16 protein-coding genes are annotated in these 16,049 nt (G+C 73.1%); 8 read left to right on the top strand and 8 right to left on the bottom strand.

What is annotated here, in order from left to right:
* Positions 1-132 precede the first annotated feature (132 nt).
* Both ACFV2J_RS28110 and ACFV2J_RS28105 read right to left on the bottom strand, forming a co-directional pair.
* On the bottom strand, positions 133-795 hold the full coding sequence (locus ACFV2J_RS28110) for a fasciclin domain-containing protein (protein ID WP_385085851.1): 663 nt from the start codon (positions 793-795) through the stop codon (positions 133-135).
* Between the two features lie 203 nt (positions 796-998).
* Complete coding sequence (locus ACFV2J_RS28105; RefSeq protein WP_385441246.1) at positions 999-2,657, bottom strand: molybdopterin-dependent oxidoreductase; 1,659 nt, start codon at positions 2,655-2,657, stop codon at positions 999-1,001.
* Between the two features lie 399 nt (positions 2,658-3,056).
* On the opposite strand from ACFV2J_RS28105, the gene ACFV2J_RS28100 reads away from it, so the two are divergent.
* On the top strand, positions 3,057-3,866 hold the full coding sequence (locus ACFV2J_RS28100) for a L,D-transpeptidase family protein (protein ID WP_385084010.1): 810 nt from the start codon (positions 3,057-3,059) through the stop codon (positions 3,864-3,866).
* Between the two features lie 45 nt (positions 3,867-3,911).
* On the opposite strand, the gene ACFV2J_RS28095 is transcribed toward ACFV2J_RS28100, so the two are convergent.
* Positions 3,912-5,471 carry a glycosyltransferase gene (locus ACFV2J_RS28095; protein WP_385441242.1) on the bottom strand — a complete coding sequence of 520 codons (1,560 nt, stop codon included), beginning with the start codon at positions 5,469-5,471 and terminating at the stop codon, positions 3,912-3,914.
* A 376-nt stretch (positions 5,472-5,847) separates the two neighbouring features.
* On the opposite strand from ACFV2J_RS28095, the gene ACFV2J_RS28090 reads away from it, so the two are divergent.
* Positions 5,848-6,384 carry a universal stress protein gene (locus tag ACFV2J_RS28090; RefSeq protein ID WP_385084008.1) on the top strand — a complete coding sequence of 179 codons (537 nt, stop codon included), beginning with the start codon at positions 5,848-5,850 and terminating at the stop codon, positions 6,382-6,384.
* 155 nt (positions 6,385-6,539) lie between these two features.
* Positions 6,540-6,932: a molybdopterin-binding protein gene (locus tag ACFV2J_RS28085; RefSeq protein WP_385084007.1), complete on the top strand. Its 393-nt coding sequence runs from the start codon at positions 6,540-6,542 to the stop codon at positions 6,930-6,932.
* Between the two features lie 37 nt (positions 6,933-6,969).
* Here ACFV2J_RS28085 and ACFV2J_RS28080 read toward each other — a convergent pair whose 3' ends face one another.
* From ACFV2J_RS28080 to ACFV2J_RS28070, 3 genes are all read right to left on the bottom strand, one after another.
* Positions 6,970-8,166 carry an NAD-dependent formate dehydrogenase gene (locus ACFV2J_RS28080; protein WP_385084006.1) on the bottom strand — a complete coding sequence of 399 codons (1,197 nt, stop codon included), beginning with the start codon at positions 8,164-8,166 and terminating at the stop codon, positions 6,970-6,972.
* Between the two features lie 106 nt (positions 8,167-8,272).
* Positions 8,273-9,208, bottom strand: coding sequence for a LysR substrate-binding domain-containing protein (locus ACFV2J_RS28075; protein ID WP_385084005.1), 936 nt, complete (start codon positions 9,206-9,208; stop codon positions 8,273-8,275).
* An 86-nt stretch (positions 9,209-9,294) separates the two neighbouring features.
* A complete protein-coding gene (locus tag ACFV2J_RS28070) occupies positions 9,295-9,780 on the bottom strand; it encodes a molybdopterin-dependent oxidoreductase (protein WP_385084004.1) in 486 nt (161 codons plus the stop codon).
* Between the two features lie 174 nt (positions 9,781-9,954).
* Here ACFV2J_RS28070 and modA point away from each other — a divergent pair, with 174 nt between their 5' ends.
* From modA to ACFV2J_RS28055, 3 genes are read left to right on the top strand one after another with little or no spacing between them, the layout of a single operon-like run.
* Positions 9,955-10,797, top strand: coding sequence for a molybdate ABC transporter substrate-binding protein (gene modA, locus ACFV2J_RS28065; RefSeq protein WP_385084003.1), 843 nt, complete (start codon positions 9,955-9,957; stop codon positions 10,795-10,797).
* Positions 10,794-11,693 carry a molybdate ABC transporter permease subunit gene (gene modB, locus ACFV2J_RS28060; protein ID WP_385084002.1) on the top strand — a complete coding sequence of 300 codons (900 nt, stop codon included), beginning with the start codon at positions 10,794-10,796 and terminating at the stop codon, positions 11,691-11,693. Before modA ends, modB begins: the two co-directional genes overlap by 4 nt.
* Positions 11,690-12,829 carry an ABC transporter ATP-binding protein gene (locus ACFV2J_RS28055; RefSeq protein ID WP_385084001.1) on the top strand — a complete coding sequence of 380 codons (1,140 nt, stop codon included), beginning with the start codon at positions 11,690-11,692 and terminating at the stop codon, positions 12,827-12,829. The genes modB and ACFV2J_RS28055 overlap by 4 nt, the downstream gene beginning before the upstream one ends.
* 39 nt (positions 12,830-12,868) lie before the next feature.
* Here ACFV2J_RS28055 and ACFV2J_RS28050 read toward each other — a convergent pair whose 3' ends face one another.
* Positions 12,869-13,885, bottom strand: a complete 1,017-nt coding sequence (locus ACFV2J_RS28050) for an FkbM family methyltransferase (RefSeq protein WP_385084000.1) — start codon at positions 13,883-13,885, stop codon at positions 12,869-12,871.
* Between the two features lie 313 nt (positions 13,886-14,198).
* Here ACFV2J_RS28050 and ACFV2J_RS28045 point away from each other — a divergent pair, with 313 nt between their 5' ends.
* Both ACFV2J_RS28045 and ACFV2J_RS28040 read left to right on the top strand, forming a co-directional pair.
* A complete protein-coding gene (locus ACFV2J_RS28045; RefSeq protein ID WP_385083999.1) occupies positions 14,199-14,621 on the top strand; it encodes an ATP-binding protein in 423 nt (140 codons plus the stop codon).
* A gap of 202 nt (positions 14,622-14,823) precedes the next feature.
* Positions 14,824-15,666, top strand: coding sequence for a hypothetical protein (locus tag ACFV2J_RS28040; RefSeq protein ID WP_385083998.1), 843 nt, complete (start codon positions 14,824-14,826; stop codon positions 15,664-15,666).
* A gap of 81 nt (positions 15,667-15,747) precedes the next feature.
* Here ACFV2J_RS28040 and ACFV2J_RS28035 read toward each other — a convergent pair whose 3' ends face one another.
* A complete protein-coding gene (locus ACFV2J_RS28035; protein ID WP_385083997.1) occupies positions 15,748-16,026 on the bottom strand; it encodes an SCO5918 family protein in 279 nt (92 codons plus the stop codon).
* Positions 16,027-16,049 lie beyond the last annotated feature (23 nt).

Raw genomic sequence — 16,049 nt, 5'->3', positions numbered from 1 at the left:
CTGTGCCCCTCGGCCGCGCCCGGGGGGGGGGGGGGGGGTGGGGGGGGGGGCGGGGGGGGGGGGGGGGGGGGGGGGGGCCGCCCCCCCCCCCCCCCTCCCGCTCCTCCCCGTCACGGGAGTCGCGGCACGGCGTCAGCTCTTCGGCATCAGCACGGTGTCGACGATGTACACGTTGGCGTTGGCGGTCTTGACGTTGCCGCAGACGACCTTGGAGGCGTCGTTGACCGTGTAGGACTCGCCGGAACCCGCGGTGGCCAGCTTGGACTTCTCCAGCGTGGCGTAGGAGCCGCTCATCAGGTCCTTGGGAGCGAGCTTCTGGCCCACGACGTGGTACGTGAGGATCTTCGTCAGCTGCGCCTTGTCGGCCAGGACCTTGTCCAGGGTGGCCTTCGGGATCTTCGCGAAGGCGTCGTTGGTCGGCGCGAACACCGTGATGTTCTGGGCGGTGTTGAGCGTGTCGACCAGACCGGCCTTCTTCACCGCGGTGACCAGCGTGGACAGGGCCGGGTTGTTGGACGCGGCGGTCGCCACCGGGTCCTTGGCCATGCCGTCGAACGAGCCCGCGCCGTTCTTCGGCACCGTCGCGCAGCCCGGGCCGAAGGGCTGGTCGGCACCGGTCATGTCGCCGGAGCCGGTGGTGGCGCTGTCGGTCGCGGTGTCGCTCGCGGCGGTCGAGGACTTGCCGTTGTCGGAGGAGGCGCTGTCCTTGCCGCTGTCGGAGCAGGCACTCAGGGCCACGGGCAGGACGGCTGCCGCGGCGACGGTGAGGGCGGCACGGCGGAAACGGGTGTTCATGGAGTTCTCCTAGGACGACGCGGCAGGGAAGCCGCGTTCAAGGGGGGAAATTTCAACGGTGGTTCGAGGGGTGTTCGGGTGGGTGGAGCACGCCGGTACGTCCGCACGGGTGCGGGGGTCCGGCTTCGGGGATCCGGCTCCGGGAGTCCGGCTTGGGGAGTCCGGCTTCAGGAGTCCGGCTTCGGGGCCTGTCGGTCGATGGGTCAGTCGACGGTCACCACCACCGAGTGCCGGCCGCTGGCGCCGTCCGGGATGGTCCGGGCGCGTTGCGCGGTCTGCACCTGGCCGGTGCCGTCGGTGGCCCGGACGGTCAGCGTGTGGCCGCCCTTGGTCGCCTCCCAGGGGAAGGACCACTGCCGCCAGGTGTCGACGGTGTCCTCGGCGGCGAGGCGGGCCCGCTGCCAGGGCCCGTCGTCGACGCGCACCTCCACCTCACGGACGCCGCGGTGCTGGGCCCAGGCGACACCGGCGACCATCACCGTGCCCGCCCGGGGCCGGGCGAACGGCTTGGGGGTGTCGATGCGGGACTGGGTCTTGACCGGTGCCCGGCGCGCCCAGTCCCGCTTCACCCAGTACGGGTCGTAGGCGTCGAAGGTGGTGAGTTCGAGGTCCTGGATCCACTTGCAGGCGGAGACGTAGCCGTAGAGGCCGGGCACCACCATGCGGACCGGGAAGCCGTGCTCGAAGGGCAGCGGCCGGCCGTTCATGCCGACGGCGAGCAGCGCGTCCCGGCCGTCCATGACGTCGTCGACCGGGCTTCCGATCGTCATGCCGTCGACCGAGCGGGCGACCAGCTGATCGGCCGGACCGCCCTTCGAGGGGGGTGTCACCCCGCACTCGGCCAGCAGATCCGCCAGCCGCACCCCGATCCAGCGCGCGTTGCCCACGTAGGGGCCGCCGACCTCGTTGGACACGCAGGTCAGCGTGATGTCGCGCTCGATCAGTGAACGGCGCAGCAGGTCGTCGAAGGAGAGCGACACCGGCCGGGTCACTCCCTTGCCGTGGATGCGCAGCCGCCAGGTGGTGGCGTCGACCTTGGGCACGACCAGGGCGGTGTCGACCCGGTAGAAGTCCTTGGTCGGTGTCACGAACGGACTGACGCCGGGAATCCGCAGCCCCGCGCCCCCGGGCACCGGGGTGGCCGGGGAGCCCGGCGCGGGCAGGAGCACGTTGTCGCGGGAGGCCACCGCGTCCCGGCCGCGGCTGCCGTTGAGCGAACGGCCCAGGACCGCGGCGCCGGTCGAAGCCGCCGCGGCCGCGGTGGCCGCCACCAGGAAGCCGCGCCGGTCCCAGCCGGATTCCCCCGGCGTGGCGGACGGGCCGACGGTGTCGTCGGCCACCACCGGACGGTCCCCGCCCGGCCGGACGGCCGGCGCGGCGTCGAGGGGACCGGTCACGGACGGCCGGCCCGCGAGCCGGTACAGCAGCAGCCCGCCCACCAACGCGCCCGCCACGGACGGCAGGGCGTCGGCGACGCTCGTGGAATCCGGCCGGCTGAGCGCGGCCGCCGCGCCCACGACACCGAAGACGAGTACTCCGGCGGCCCCGGTCCTGCGACGGGCGAGCGCCAGCAGACCGAGCAGGATCGCCAGGACGGCGAGCGCGGCGAGAATTCCGAGTTGCAGAACGAGTTTGTCGTCCGTGCCGAAATGACGGATCGCCCAGTCCTTCACGGGCGCCGGCGTCCGGTCGATCGCCGCCGACCCGACGGCCACGACCGGTCCGGCCTGCGGCCGTACGAACGCGGACACCAGCTCGGCGAACGCCAGCGCCGCGTAACCGGCCAGCAGGCCGCTCAGCGCCGCCCGCGCCCGCCGCACCCATCGGGTGCCGCGCCTCGACGTACTCGGATCTTTGCTCACGGCCGGAATCCGAAGCAGAACGGTGCCGCGGATTGGTCATTCAGCACATCGGAGGAATTTTCGTTCCCGACCAATCCGCGCCGCGTTCGGCTTCGAATAAAGAGCCGCGGAAGAACCGCGAAAGAGCCGCGAAATGGCCATGAAAGAGCTGCGGCAGAGGCGTGGAAGGGCTGCGAATGACCGGCGAATGAGGCGCCGGATTCACCGGAAAAAAGGACGGAGCGCACGCGGACGTCACGCGGACGCGGCGGATGGGGCGCGGGCGGCACGCGGACGGGGCGTCACATCCGGGCGTCGCAGCGGTCCAAGGCCCTCACGGCCGTGTACGGACACGGGACCCGCCCCTGCTTCCTGGACCTGCTGACCACTTCCTCACATGTCCCGTCCAGGATGATGATCATGTCTTTCTCCATCAACCGCACGGGCGGTGTCCGCGCGGGGCTGTCCGCGGTGGTCCTGGTCCTGTCCGTCGCCCTCACCGGATGCGGAGGCGGGACCCGGTCCACGGGCGGCGCGGGGTCGCCGGCCGCCGGCACGGACGCCCCGGCCGCCACGTCCGGCACGACACAGGCCCGGCCCTCACGGCCGTCCGCGGACACCGGAGCGTCCGGCAGCGCCGATCCGGCGCGGCTGCCGGGCCTGGGCCCCCGCACGCTCGCCGCCATACCCGGGAAGGCCCGGCAGGTCGTCCTGGTCACCGGCCGCGGCAGGAACTCCCCGGTGTCGAAGGTGGCGCTGTACCGGCGTACGGACACGGGCTGGGAGCCCGGAGCCGAGTGGGCCGCCCACAACGCCCTCAGAGGCTGGACGGACGACCACCACGCCGGCGATCTCCGGTCCCCGATAGGCGTGTTCGCCCTCACCGACGCCGGAGGGCTGCTGGCCGACCCGGGCAGCAAGCTGCCGTACGACCGCTCGGGGGGCTTCACCACCGTCGGCACCGGCTTCGAGGGCGAACCGCTCGTGGGCTCCTTCGACTACGTCGTCGCCATCAACTACAACCGCCGGCCCGGCACTTCGCCCCTCGACTGGACCCGCCCGCTCGGCGCGGGCCGCGGCGGCGGCATCTGGCTGCACGTCGACCACGGGGGGCCCACGCACGGCTGCGTCAGCCTCGCCCAGCAGCACATGAAGGAACTCCTGCTCACCCTGGACCCCGCCCAGCATCCCGTGGTCGTCATGGGTGACGCCGCGTCCCTCACCCGCTGACACCGGGGCGGCGTCCGGACGGGGGCTCTCCCCCCGCGCCCGAGGTCAGCCGGGGTGCGCCGTGCGGGTTCTCAGGGGCGTTTCGAGGGTCCTCTCGGTCAGGGGGTCGAGGAGTTTGGCGGGAGCCGGCGGCGCGGGGCGCGGGGTGTCCGGCGTGTTCGGTGAGTTCGGTGAGTTCGGTGAGTTCGGTGAGTTCGATGTGCCCGCCGTTTTCGGCAGATTCGCGGGTCGCCGGGTCTCCGTGTCCTTGGTGGGGTCCGGGGTGCCGGTGGGGTCCGGAGTGCCGGGAGTGCTCGGAGCGCCGGGACTTCCCGGCAGGTTCGGCACGGCGGCGGGCTTCTCGCGGGCGCGGCTGCCTCCGGGCGGGGGGCCGACCAAGGACCGGTACGTCGCCGGGTGGATCACGAAGAACATCATCGCCGCGTGCAGCGGGGCCAGCAGGGGAGCCGTCAGCCGTTCCGTACGGCTCAGGCCGGGCCGCAGGACCGCGTACAGCAGTGCTTCGGCCAGCGTGAACACCCCGACGCCCGCCAGGGCCTGGAGCAGCGGGGCCGGGGAGCCGGTGCGCCGTACGTCGGCCACGAGGCCGAGGGACAGGAGGGGCAGCAGGGCCCCGGCGCCCAGTTCGACCAGCCGGGCCGTCCTGGCGGGCGCCGGCAGGGCGAGGAGTTCCCAGGGGGCCAGCCGCCTGACCGCCCCCGCCCGGCGCCGCTGCTGCCGGTAGGTGTCACCGATGGTGGCGGGCGCGTCGGCGGTGACGTAGGCGCGGGGCACGGAGACCACCCGGCCGCGCGAGCGGGCGTAGCCGCACAGTTGGCGGTCGTCGTCACCCCCGTCCTCGCCCGAGGCCACGTAGTGGTCCAGATGGTCGGACAGGACCGGTTCCCGGTACAGCGAGAGTCCACCCGGGGCCGGGCGTGCCGCTCCCACGGCGGAGCGCAGTCCCCGGCCGAGCACGCACAGGACGAACAGTCTGAGGTCCGACAGCCGGGCCGTGAGGCCGGCCTGCCGGTTCCGGGTGAGGACGGTTCCGGTGCAGGCCTGGACGCGGGGGTCGTTCAGGACGCGCAGCATCTGCCACACCGCGTCCTTGTGGACCTCGCCGCCGGCGTCCACGGTGAGCACGTAGTCGAACGGCTCCCCGTGGCCGCGCAGATGACGGACCACCGTGGCACGGGCCGCGCGCCTGCCGCCGCCGGGCGCCCGGTGCCAGGTGACCGAGGGGTGGTCGAAGGGAACGACGGGGACGGCCGATCCGTCGTCGACGACGTGGACGGCGTCGACCGGCCGGGACTGACCGGTCAGCGAACGGACCGTCGCGTACAGACGCTCGGCGGCACTCCCGGCACCGTCCCCCGCGCCCTCGCTCCCGCCCTCACCTCCCCCAGGGGCTCCATCAGTGGCCCCACCAGGGCCTGCGTCAGGGCCCCCGTCCGAACGTCCGGCAGGACCTCCGCCCGTGCCCTCGCCGACGCGCACGGAGACGATCGCCACCACGCGCCCCGGCGCGGCGCGTTTGTGTCTGCTGCCCGTCGGGAGGGCGGCGAGACCCGTGCACAACAGGACCGCCACCGCCAGCAGGACGGACCATGACTCAGCCGGCATGCCGCTTCTTCCCCGCGGCGCGGCGGTGGCCCAGCCCGCCCGCGATGATCAGCACGACAGCGAACAAGATATTCACACTTCCCCCTCGGTACCCGCCCAAGGCTTCAGCAACGGCAAGGCCACGGACGGCCCTGTTGCCGTTTCGCGACATACAGGTGGTTGCGCGGATAAATGCGCGCCCCTCGCGCACGCCTCACACGCCGCACGTCCCCACCCTCACCGCCGCACCCGCACCCACTTCAGAGCCGTGTCGCGAGTGTCAGGAACTGTCGTCTCCGCGTTAGGTGAAGGCCAACACCGTGGCCCCGCCGTCCTCCCGGCGCGTTCCATGGGATCCGGATGCCCGAGTGGACGTACGCCGAGGGGTGGACCAGCGATGAGCGAGGGAGAACGGCGACGCGTCGTGGTCGGGGTCAGCGGCTCGCTGGGCAGCCTCGCGGCCCTGCACCGGGGCGCGTTCGAGGCGCACCGCCGGGGTGCCCGGCTGCTGGCCGTGGGCGCCTGGGAACCGCCGCGGGGAGCGCTCGCCCACCCGAGTTCGATGCTCGCACCGCCCATGGCCGAGTTCCGGCAGCTGGCGGACGAACGGCTGAGTACCGCCCTCGACGCGGCCTTCGGCGTCGACGGGCCGGGAGTCCCCCTGCGGGTGGTGGCCGTGTGGGACCGGCCGGGGCGCGCCCTGGTCCGGGTCGCCGACCGCGCCGGCGACCTCCTGGTGATCGGCGCGGGACGCCGCGGCAGGATGCGCCGCGCGCTGTTCCCCTCGGTGGCCCGCTACTGCCTCGCGCACGCCGCCTGTCCGGTGCTGGCCGTGCCCCGCTCGCCCCTGCACCGTGAACTCGCCGCGGTGCGGCGCCGCGTCAGCCTGCGCCTGCCCCTGAACGCCGGCGAGCTGACGGACGACCGCCCCTGAGACCGCCCCCTCGGAGGCCGACCGCCCCCGGGCCCGGGAGTCCCGCCCGGCCCGGCCCGGTCGACGGCGCCCCGGGGCGCGCCGCACGTGACCTGTGCCGACGTGCCGCCGGCCTTGCTTGCAGACGCAAGGATCACGCGCCTATGTTGGCGCGCATGCAGTCCTACACCATCGGCCAGGCCGCCCGGCTGCTCGGCGTGAGCCCGGACACCGCGCGGCGGTGGGCGGACGCCGGGCGCATCACCACCCAACGCGACGAGGGCGGCCGGCGCGTCATCGACGGGCGCGACCTCGCGGCCTTCTCCGTCGATCTGGCGAGGACCGGCGAGGAGGACGAGACCTCCTACACCTCGGTGCGCAACGCGTTCCCGGGCATCGTCACCGCCGTCAAGCTCGGCGACGTGGCGGCCCAGGTGGAGATCCAGGCCGGACCGCACCGGCTGGTCTCCCTGCTGACCCGGGAGGCCGTCGAGGAACTCGGCCTGGAGGTCGGCATGGAGGCCACCGCCCGTGTGAAGTCCACCAACGTGCACATCGACCGCACCTAGCCGGAGGGGGACGTCGGGGGGCGGTGGCCCCGCGTGCTCAGGACGTGGCCGTCGGGGCCGCGGCCGTAGCGGTGGCCGTAGCCGTCGAATAGGAGTGCGCTCCCGTGCCCGCGAGTCCGCCGCCGTCGGCGATCAGGTACTCGTCCCGGATCGGGGTGCCGTCCAGCCACGATTCCAGGATCTCGCGGGTGCCCGCCGCGTACCGGGCCTGGGCGGAGAGCGACGAGCCGGAGATGTGCGGGGTCATGCCGTGGTGCGGCATGGTGCGCCAGGGGTGATCGGCGGGCGCGGGCTGCGGGTACCAGACGTCGCCCGCGTATCCGGCCAACTGTCCTTCACGCAGGGCGCGTTCCACGGCGTCCCGGTCCACGATGAGGGCCCGCGCCGTGTTGATCAGATACGCGCCGCGCTTCATCGTGGCGAGCAGTTCGTCCCCGAACAGCCCCTCCGTCTCCGGGTGCAGGGGCGCGTTGACGGTGACGACGTCGCAGTGCGGCACCATCTCCGCGGTGGTCGGGTGGAAGGTCAGTCCGAGCTCCCGCTCGACCTCCTCCGGCAGCCGGTGCCGGTCGGTGTAGTGCAGCTTCACGTCGAAGGGCGCGAGGCGGCGCAGCACCGCGAGCCCGATGCGTCCCGCGGCGACCGTGCCGACCTGCATGCCTTCGAGGTCGTACGAACGGGCGACGCAGTCCGCGATGTTCCAGCCGCCGTCCAGGACGACCTGGTGCGAGGGCAGGTAGTTGCGGACGAGGGAGAGCGTCATCATCACCACGTGTTCGGCGACGCTGATGCTGTTGCAGTACGTCACCTCGGCCACCGTGACGCCGTGCTCGATGGCCGCGTCGAGGTCGACGTGGTCGGAGCCGATGCCCGCCGTGATCGCCAGCTTCAGGTTCTTCGCGGCGGCGATCCGCTCGGGGGTCAGATACGCCGGCCAGAACGGCTGCGAGATCACCACGTCCGCGTCGGGCAGTTCACGGTCGAAGGCCGAGCCGTCGCCGTCCTTGTCGGAGGTGACGACCAGGGTGTGTCCGCGTTCCTCCAGGAAGCGCCGCAGACCCAGTTCACCCGTCACGCTGCCGAGCAGCCGGCCGGGCGTGAAGTCGGTCGCCTTGGGGGTGGGTGTGGTCTGGCCGCCGGGATAGTGGTCGATGACGGGCAGGTCGTCGCGGGCGTACGTCGTCGGGTATCCGTCGGTCGGGTCGTCGTACAGCACGCAGAGCACCTTGGCCATGGCGCGGCTCTCCTCAACTCCGGTTACGGAAGGTTCCCTTCACCATCCTCGGGGTCGATTCCCCAGGTCAAAGCGAACGTCGCTATGCGGAGATAGCCCGCGGCTATCAACTCCGGCCGGCACCCAGGTAACTGGTCAGCAGGGCGTCCAGCGCGTCCCGCACGCCCGCCTCGCGCGCCACCGTCAGCAGCGCCTCCGCGAGCACGGACGGGGGGTCGTCCCGCGCCACCACGAGCCCCACCCGGGGTCCGTGCGCGGGCCCTTCGAGCGGCACCACCCGCATGCCCTCCGGTACGCCGAACATGTGCAGCCACGCATGCGATATCACGCTGGACCAGCGGCCGTTCGGCAACTGCGCGTACAGCCCGGCCACGCTGTCGGACTCGATCGTGGGCAGGGCCGTCGCACCGTCGGCGGCGAAGCACTCGTCGATGATGCGCCGGTTGCGCATCCGGGGATTGAGCAGGCACAGCGGCAGGTCCGCCGCCCGCGACCAGCGGGCCGTCGACGCCGTGGCCAGCGGACCGTCCACCGGGGTCAGCAGCACGTACCGCTCCTCGTACAGCGGGAAGCGCCGTACGTGGCGCAGCCCGTCGTCGTCGAGATACGTCATCGCCGCGTCGAGCTCGAACTCGGCGAGCCCGTGCGTGATGTCCACGGACGACAGGGATTCGAGGCTGACCCGGGCCCCCGGGTGACGCTCGCAGAAGGGGGTGGTCAGGAGCGAGGCGGCGGGCAGGGCCGTGGGGACGATGCCCAGACGCAGGGTTCCGGTCAGACCGCCGCGCAGCGCCGACAGTTCCTGGTGCAGGGCGTCGCGCTCGGCGAGGATGCGGTGCGCCCAGGCCAGCACCACCTCGCCCTCCGGGGTCAGCCCCTCGTACCTCCGTCCCCGGCGCACGATCGGCACGCCCAGTTCGTGTTCGAGCCGGCGGACCGCGGCGGACAGCGAGGGCTGCGAGACGAAGCAGGCCGCCGCCGCCCGGGCGAAGTGCCGCTCCCTGGCCAGCGCGACCAGGTACTCCAGCTGACGCAACAGCATGCGCGACCTCCCGCGAACGGCGACCCGTCGAGCGCCGGCCGCGACCCGCCGGCCGCCGGCGGGTCAGGGTCGCAGACGGGTTCGCGTCACGTCCATGGACGCGCGGGACCGTAACGGCCGTCCACGTGGATGGTGTCGATGCGGCTGATGTGCCGGGCACCGCAGCGGTCCTGGGGCAGCACCAGCTGGGGGCCCGCCAGGTCCAGCCGGGTGCCGTCGGCACCGACCGCGAGGAGGACCGGGGCATGGGCGAAGTCCGGGTCGATCTCGGCCCAGGTGAGCAGCGCGTGATGGCCGTCCGCTCCGCCGACCGCGATGAGGAAGCGCAGACGGTCCTTGCGCCGGGCCGGGTCGAAGCCGGGACCGGCGTCACGCAGCACGTCGTACAGCAGGGGGCCCTCGAAGCGGTGCTGCTGCACACCGCTGGTCGCGCACTCGAAGCTCACCCGGGCCCGGTGCTGCGGCCACGCCAGCAGATCGGGCACGGTCAGCCGGGCCGGGCGGTCGAGGTCCCCGGTCAGGGCGACCGACGCGAGCGAGTGGACCGGCGGATGTGTCAGGAACGGACTCACTGGGCACCACCTCCCGGAAACCGTACCCAGAGCGCCGTCCCGTACAAACGCACATGCGGACACCCGGTCGTTGATCGCGCGGCTCATGCGATGTGACAGGAGACTTATGGCTCGCATCTGCGGAAGTATGATCAGCGTAAGCATGCCTGAGGCCTCCGAGGGAGTACACCCGTGATGACCCGATCCGCGCGCCGAACCCGCCGTACCGGCCGGATGCTGCAGGTGGCCGGTGTCGGCGCCGCCGCGCTGCTGGCCCTGAGCGCCTGCTCCTCCGACTCCGACAGCTCCACGAAGTCCGACAGCTCCACGAAGTCCAGCTCCTCCCCGAAGTCCGACAAGCTGTCGGGCACGGTGACGGTGTTCGCCGCCGCCTCCCTCAAGGAGAGCTTCACCACCCTGGGCCAGGACTTCGAGAAGGCCCACCCGGGCACGAAGGTGACCTTCAACTTCGGTGGCAGCGACACGCTCGCGGCCAGCATCACCGGAGGCGCCCCGGCCGACGTGTTCGCCGCCGCGAGCCCCAAGACGATGGCCATCGTGACGGACAAGAGCGACGCCGTCGGCACGCCGGCCACCTTCGTGCGCAACCAGCTGGAGATCGCGACGCTGCCCGGCAACCCGGACAAGGTCGCCTCCCTCAAGGACCTCACCAAGTCCGGCCTGAAGGTGGTGCTGTGCGACAAGACGGTGCCGTGCGGCGCGGCCGCGCAGAAGGCGCTGGACGCCAGCGGCGTCAAGCTCACCCCGGTCTCCTACGAGCAGGACGTGAAGAGCGCCCTGACGAAGGTGGAGCTGAAGGAGGCCGACGCCGCGGTCGTCTACAAGACCGATGTGAACGCCGCGGGTGACAAGGTGGAGGGCGTGGAGTTCCCCGAGTCGGCCAAGGCCATCAACGACTACCCGATCGCCCTGCTCAAGGACGCGCCCAACGCGGCCGCGGCCAAGGAGTTCATCGCGCTCGTGCAGTCCCCCGAGGGCCAGAAGGTGCTGACCGCGGCCGGGTTCCTCCAGCCGTGACCGAGCCGGACCAGGCGGACGCCGGGGTCCTCCCGCGGGGCGACGCCCCCGCCGGCGGACCTCGGCGGACGCGTGTCCGGCCGCCTGTCCGGTCACTCGTCCGGCCGGGTGTCCGGGGCGGGGTGCCGCTGCCGCTGCTGCTGCCGGCCCTCGTCGGCCTGGCGTTTCTGCTGCTACCGCTGCTCGCCCTGCTCGTACGGGCTCCCTGGCGCGGTCTGCCGGACCTGCTGACGAGTACCGAGGTGTGGCAGGCCCTTCAGCTCTCCCTGGTCTGCGCCACCGCCGCCACCGGCGTGAGCCTGGTCCTGGGCGTCCCCCTGGCCTGGCTCCTCGCGCGCACCGACTTCCCCGGACGGGGCTTCGTCCGCGCGCTGGTGACCCTGCCCCTCGTCCTGCCGCCCGTGGTCGGCGGTGTGGCGCTGCTCCTGGCGCTGGGGCGCAACGGTGTCGTCGGGCAGTGGCTGGACGCCTGGTTCGGGATCACGCTGCCGTTCACCACGGCGGGGGTGGTGGTCGCGGAGGCGTTCGTGGCGATGCCGTTCCTGGTCATCAGTGTGGAGGGCACACTGCGGGCGGCCGATCCGCGGTACGAGGAGGCGGCCGCGACGCTCGGCGCCTCCCGGTTCACCGCCTTCCGCCGGGTCACGCTGCCGCTGATCGCGCCGGGCATCGCGGCGGGCGCCGTCCTCGCCTGGGCCCGCGCGCTCGGCGAGTTCGGGGCGACCATCACCTTCGCGGGCAACTTCCCCGGCCGTACGCAGACCATGCCGCTCGCCGTCTACCTGGCCCTGCAGAGCGACCCCGACGCGGCGATCGCGCTGAGCCTGGTGCTGCTCGTCGTGTCGATCGCGGTCCTCGCCGGACTGCGGGACCGCTGGATGACGGGGGCGTCATGACCGGCGTGAACCCCGCGACGGGGCGGACGCCCACACCGGACCAGCACCCCGCACCGGTCAAGGACACCGCCACGGCCGGGGACACCGCGTCCGACCAGGGCCTCGACGCCCGCCTCGTCGTCGACCGGGGTGTCTTCCACCTGGACGTGACGCTGAGCGTCGCCCCCGGCGACGTGGTCGCGCTGCTCGGGCCGAACGGCGCCGGGAAGACCACCGCGCTCCGGGCCCTGGCCGGTCTCACCCCGCTCTCCCCCGGCGGCCGGCTCCGCCTGGACGGCGTCCCCCTGGACCGCACGCCGCCGGAGTCCCGTCCGGTCGGCGTCGTCTTCCAGGACTATCTGCTCTTCCCGCACCTGACGGCCCTGGACAACGTCGCGTTCGGGCCGCGCTGCCAGGGCGTGCCCAAGGCGGAGGCGCGGGCGCGGGCCGCCGCCTGGCTGGACCGGATGGGCCTGGCCGACCACGCGGGCGCCAAACCGCGCCGGCTCTCCGGCGGGCAGGCACAGCGCGTCGCCCTCGCCCGCGCGCTGGCCGTCCGCCCCCGGCTGCTCCTCCTCGACGAGCCGCTCGCCGCGCTCGACGCCCGCACCCGCCTCGACGTGCGCGCCGGACTGCGGCGCCATCTCACCGAGTTCGAGGCCGTGGCGGTGCTCGTCACCCACGACCCGCTCGACGCGATGGTGCTGGCCGACCGGCTGGTCGTCGTCGAGCACGGCCGGGTGGTCCAGGAGGGGACCCCGTCGGAGATCGCCCGTCACCCGCGCACCGACTACATCGCCCAGCTGGTCGGCCTCAACCTCTACCGGGGCACGGCCGAAGGACACACCGTACGACTGGACGCGGGCCCGGCGATCACCACCACCGAGGAGCTGGCCGGCCCCGTCCTCGTGGCCTTCCCGCCCGGCGCCGTCACCCTGTACCGCGACCGGCCCACCGGCTCCAGCGCACGCAACCTGTGGCGGTGCGAGGTCGCCGGCCTGGAGACGCACGGTGACCAGATCCGTGTGGACCTCACCGGCGAACTGCCGCTGGCCGCCGACCTGACGACCGTGGCCGCGGCCGAACTCGGCCTGCACACGGGCGCACCGGTCTGGGCGACGGTCAAAGCCGCCCAGACACACGCGTATCCGGCGTAGGGCGACCGGCGTCGGTGTCCGTGCCGTGACCGGCGCCGGTCACGCGGACGCGGCCTGCGGCACGGCGTCGGCACGGACCATCACACAGTCGAACTCGACCACCCGGCCGGTCGTCTCCTCACGCGTCACCGGGTACATGCCGCTGATCTCGAACCCGGCCTCCTCGTAGGTGGCGATCGCCTCCCGCATCCGGGGGCTGCCTTCGTAGAGCCGCAGCGCGGCGACCTCCGACTGCATGCCGACGAAGTCCGCGATCCGCCCGCCCGCACCGGCGAACACCTCCAGGTCGTAGCCCTGGGTGTCCATCTTCAGATAGGGGCGGGGGTCGGTGATGCCGTCCAGCGCCTTCTCCAGCATCCCGTCCAGCCGGCGGATCTCGATGTCCTCGGTACGGGTCTTCGCGAACCGGAGGTAGCGGTCCTTCCCGTAATCACTGGGCGGGAGAAGGGAGTTCATGGTGTTCCAGCCCACGTGGATGGACTGCGCGGAGTCCTCGCGCCCCAGCCCGACGTTGAACACCTGCCACTCGTCGTCCTTGCTCGCCGCGCGCTCCAGCTTCTCGAAGGCGTCCGCGGTGGGTTCGAAGGAGACGATGCGACCGGTGTAGCCGAGCCTGCGCAGCCGGCGGCCGTACTGGCCGGCGTTGGCACCCACGTCGAAGACGCAGTTCACCCGGTACTTCTCCAGCAGCGCCGTCACGTGCTGGGTACACAGGTACTCGGCCGCCGCGATCTGGAAGCGGCGCTCGTCGGCCGCCGACGCCGTCTCGTCGACGAGCAGCCGGCCGCCCGACTCACCGAAGGGCACGCTTCCCCAGGCGTCGCCCTGCGCCGAGGACTCCCGGGCGACCACCCACATGTCGGCCTTCTTCGCCGGGCCGACGGGCGTGACCTCGTAGCGTCCCCCGCCGCGGGCGATCAGATCGGCCGCACGCCCCACGGGCACACGCGTGCGGCTGCCGCGTCGGTAGACCACCGCCGCGCCCGAACCGAGATCGAGGACCTGCACACCTATCCGGGGGAGCAGACCGAGCATTCTTCTGTAAAGGGTCGGCATCCCCACACCCTTTCAGAATCATGCGGGTCACGGGAGTTGCTCGAACAACTTTCGTGGGGACGAACAGCGGATGACCGTCAGTGGAACCCGTAGGCCACGATCACCCCGTGCGCACCTTCCCGCACAGGAAGACCGGCAGTGACCGTCTCCTGTACACCGTTGGCGGGTTTGTGACCCCGATCGCCGGTTGCCGATCGCCGGGGGCGGGCATCACCCGGGGGCAGGACCGCCGCGCGCCGTTTCGCGCGGGGCCCGGCCGGCGGGGGTCCGGCCGCCGGGTACCTGGTGTCCTGGGAGGGGAAGTGAGGTTGTCATGCGTGCGCAGCAGCGCGCCGTCCGGCAGACCGCCCGCGTGGAGTACACCCTGCCACGCACGGCCGTTTCGGCAGGCAGGGCCCGTAGGTTGACGTCGGCGTTCCTGACCCGGCCGCGTCCGCGGACGGTGCCGCCGACCGCCGACCAGGTCGACGACGCCACGCTCATCGCGTCCGAACTCGTCGCCAACGCCGTCCGGCACGGCCGTACCGGCTGCCGGCTGCGTCTCCAGGTGGGGCACGGCGGCGAAGTGACCGTCGAGGTCCACGACGACAGTCCGGGCCGGCCCCGGGTCGGCCTGGTGGACACCGACGCGGAGAGCGGCCGCGGCCTCGCGATGGTGGAACACCTCGCCCACCGCCTGGAGGTCGTCAGCACGGGCATCGGCGGCAAGACGGTCCGCGCGGTCCTGGCCGTGTAGCCCCGGCCCCGGCTTCCGCGTCGTCCGGCCCTCGGCGTCCCTCCCCCGAACCCCACCGCCGGACCCACGTCTCCGACGCCCCTCCTCGCCCGTCATTCGCCCGTGCGACGAGCGGTGGCCGCGTCCGCCGGGTGGGTGACCCGGGACGGCCCGGCCCCGGGAGTCGGCCGGTGGACGGACGGCCCGCCTGTAGAGACGTGCCATGCGCTTCTTCCCGGACTCCCCGCGCTCCACCCGCGAAAGGCCGCCGAGGAGCCGGCGCGCGGCCGTCGGCGCGACGGCGCTCGCGGCGGGTGTCGTGAGCGTCCTGCTGCTCCTGCTCCCCGGGGGCGAGGACCCGACGCCCCGTGCCCTCTCGGCGGACGAGGCCCAACGCATGGCGGTAGCCCGGTTCCGCGCGTACGAGGCCAGCCCCGCGGAGGTGACGGTGCGGCTGCCCCCGGTGGGGGAGGAGACGGGGACCGTGACCGTGCGCGCGGTGGTCGACCATCATCTGCGCCGGGCGGTGGGGGCGTACGAGCTGGTGGACGGCACCCGCACGTCGCGGGGCCTGCTCTCCTGGGACCCGGGCGGCGTCGCCGAGGTCCGGCCGCGGGCTCCGGCGTCCGGCGGAGCGCCCGGCCCCACGACGCGGGCCCCCGCACGGGACGTCGTGACGACCGCCGCGCAGGCTGTCCGCAGGGCACGCACCCTGGAGCCCGGCCGGTGGACCCGCCGCCCCTACTCCACCAGCCCGCTGGACCGCGCGCTGCGCCTGGTGCTGTCCGTGGCCGAGAGCCGCCCCGGCGACGCGCGGCGGCTCGCCCGGTCGGGCCCGTTGTGGCTGCGCGAGGAGGACCTCGACGGCCATGGGTACGGCGTCTTCTCCGGTCCCCGCCCCACCGCTTCGCCCGCCGACACCTCTCCCCTCACCTACTGGATCGACGCCGAGGGCGACCTCCGCCGCATCACGGCCCGCGTCACCCCGGGCCACTACGCGACGGTGGACTTCGTGGCGGCGAGGGTGTCCACGGGGGTGCCGGGCACGCCCTGGGCGAAGAGGTGAGGAGGTGAGGCGGTGAAAGAACGGGGAGGGGGAAGGAGCACCGGGACGGAATCCGGGGGAACGCCCCGGGAGGGGGAGCCCTTAGGCCGGATCGGCCCAGCTGGGTACGGCGGTCCGGGCGGGCTCGGCGGCGGGCCGGCACACGAAGCCGAGCCGGGTGAGCGCACGGGCCACCTCGGCCTCGGTGAAGTCACGCCGGTCCTGCCGGGTGATGACCTCGCCGACCTGCTTGACGGGGTAGGCGTGCGGGCCGATGACCACGGACGCGCCGGTGACGGACTCGGGCTGGACGTCCGCCATCGAGTGCTCGACCTCGCTCTTGATGAGGTCGAAGGGGAAACGGGCGATCACACAACGCATGGTGCCTCCGCGGGATGAAGTTC

Origin of the sequence: Streptomyces sp. NPDC059668, from assembly GCF_042734135.1 — a bacterium.
GTDB lineage: Bacteria > Actinomycetota > Actinomycetes > Streptomycetales > Streptomycetaceae > Streptomyces.
Note: the sequence above shows the minus strand (reverse complement) of the source record. Positions and strands in the feature narration are given on the sequence as shown.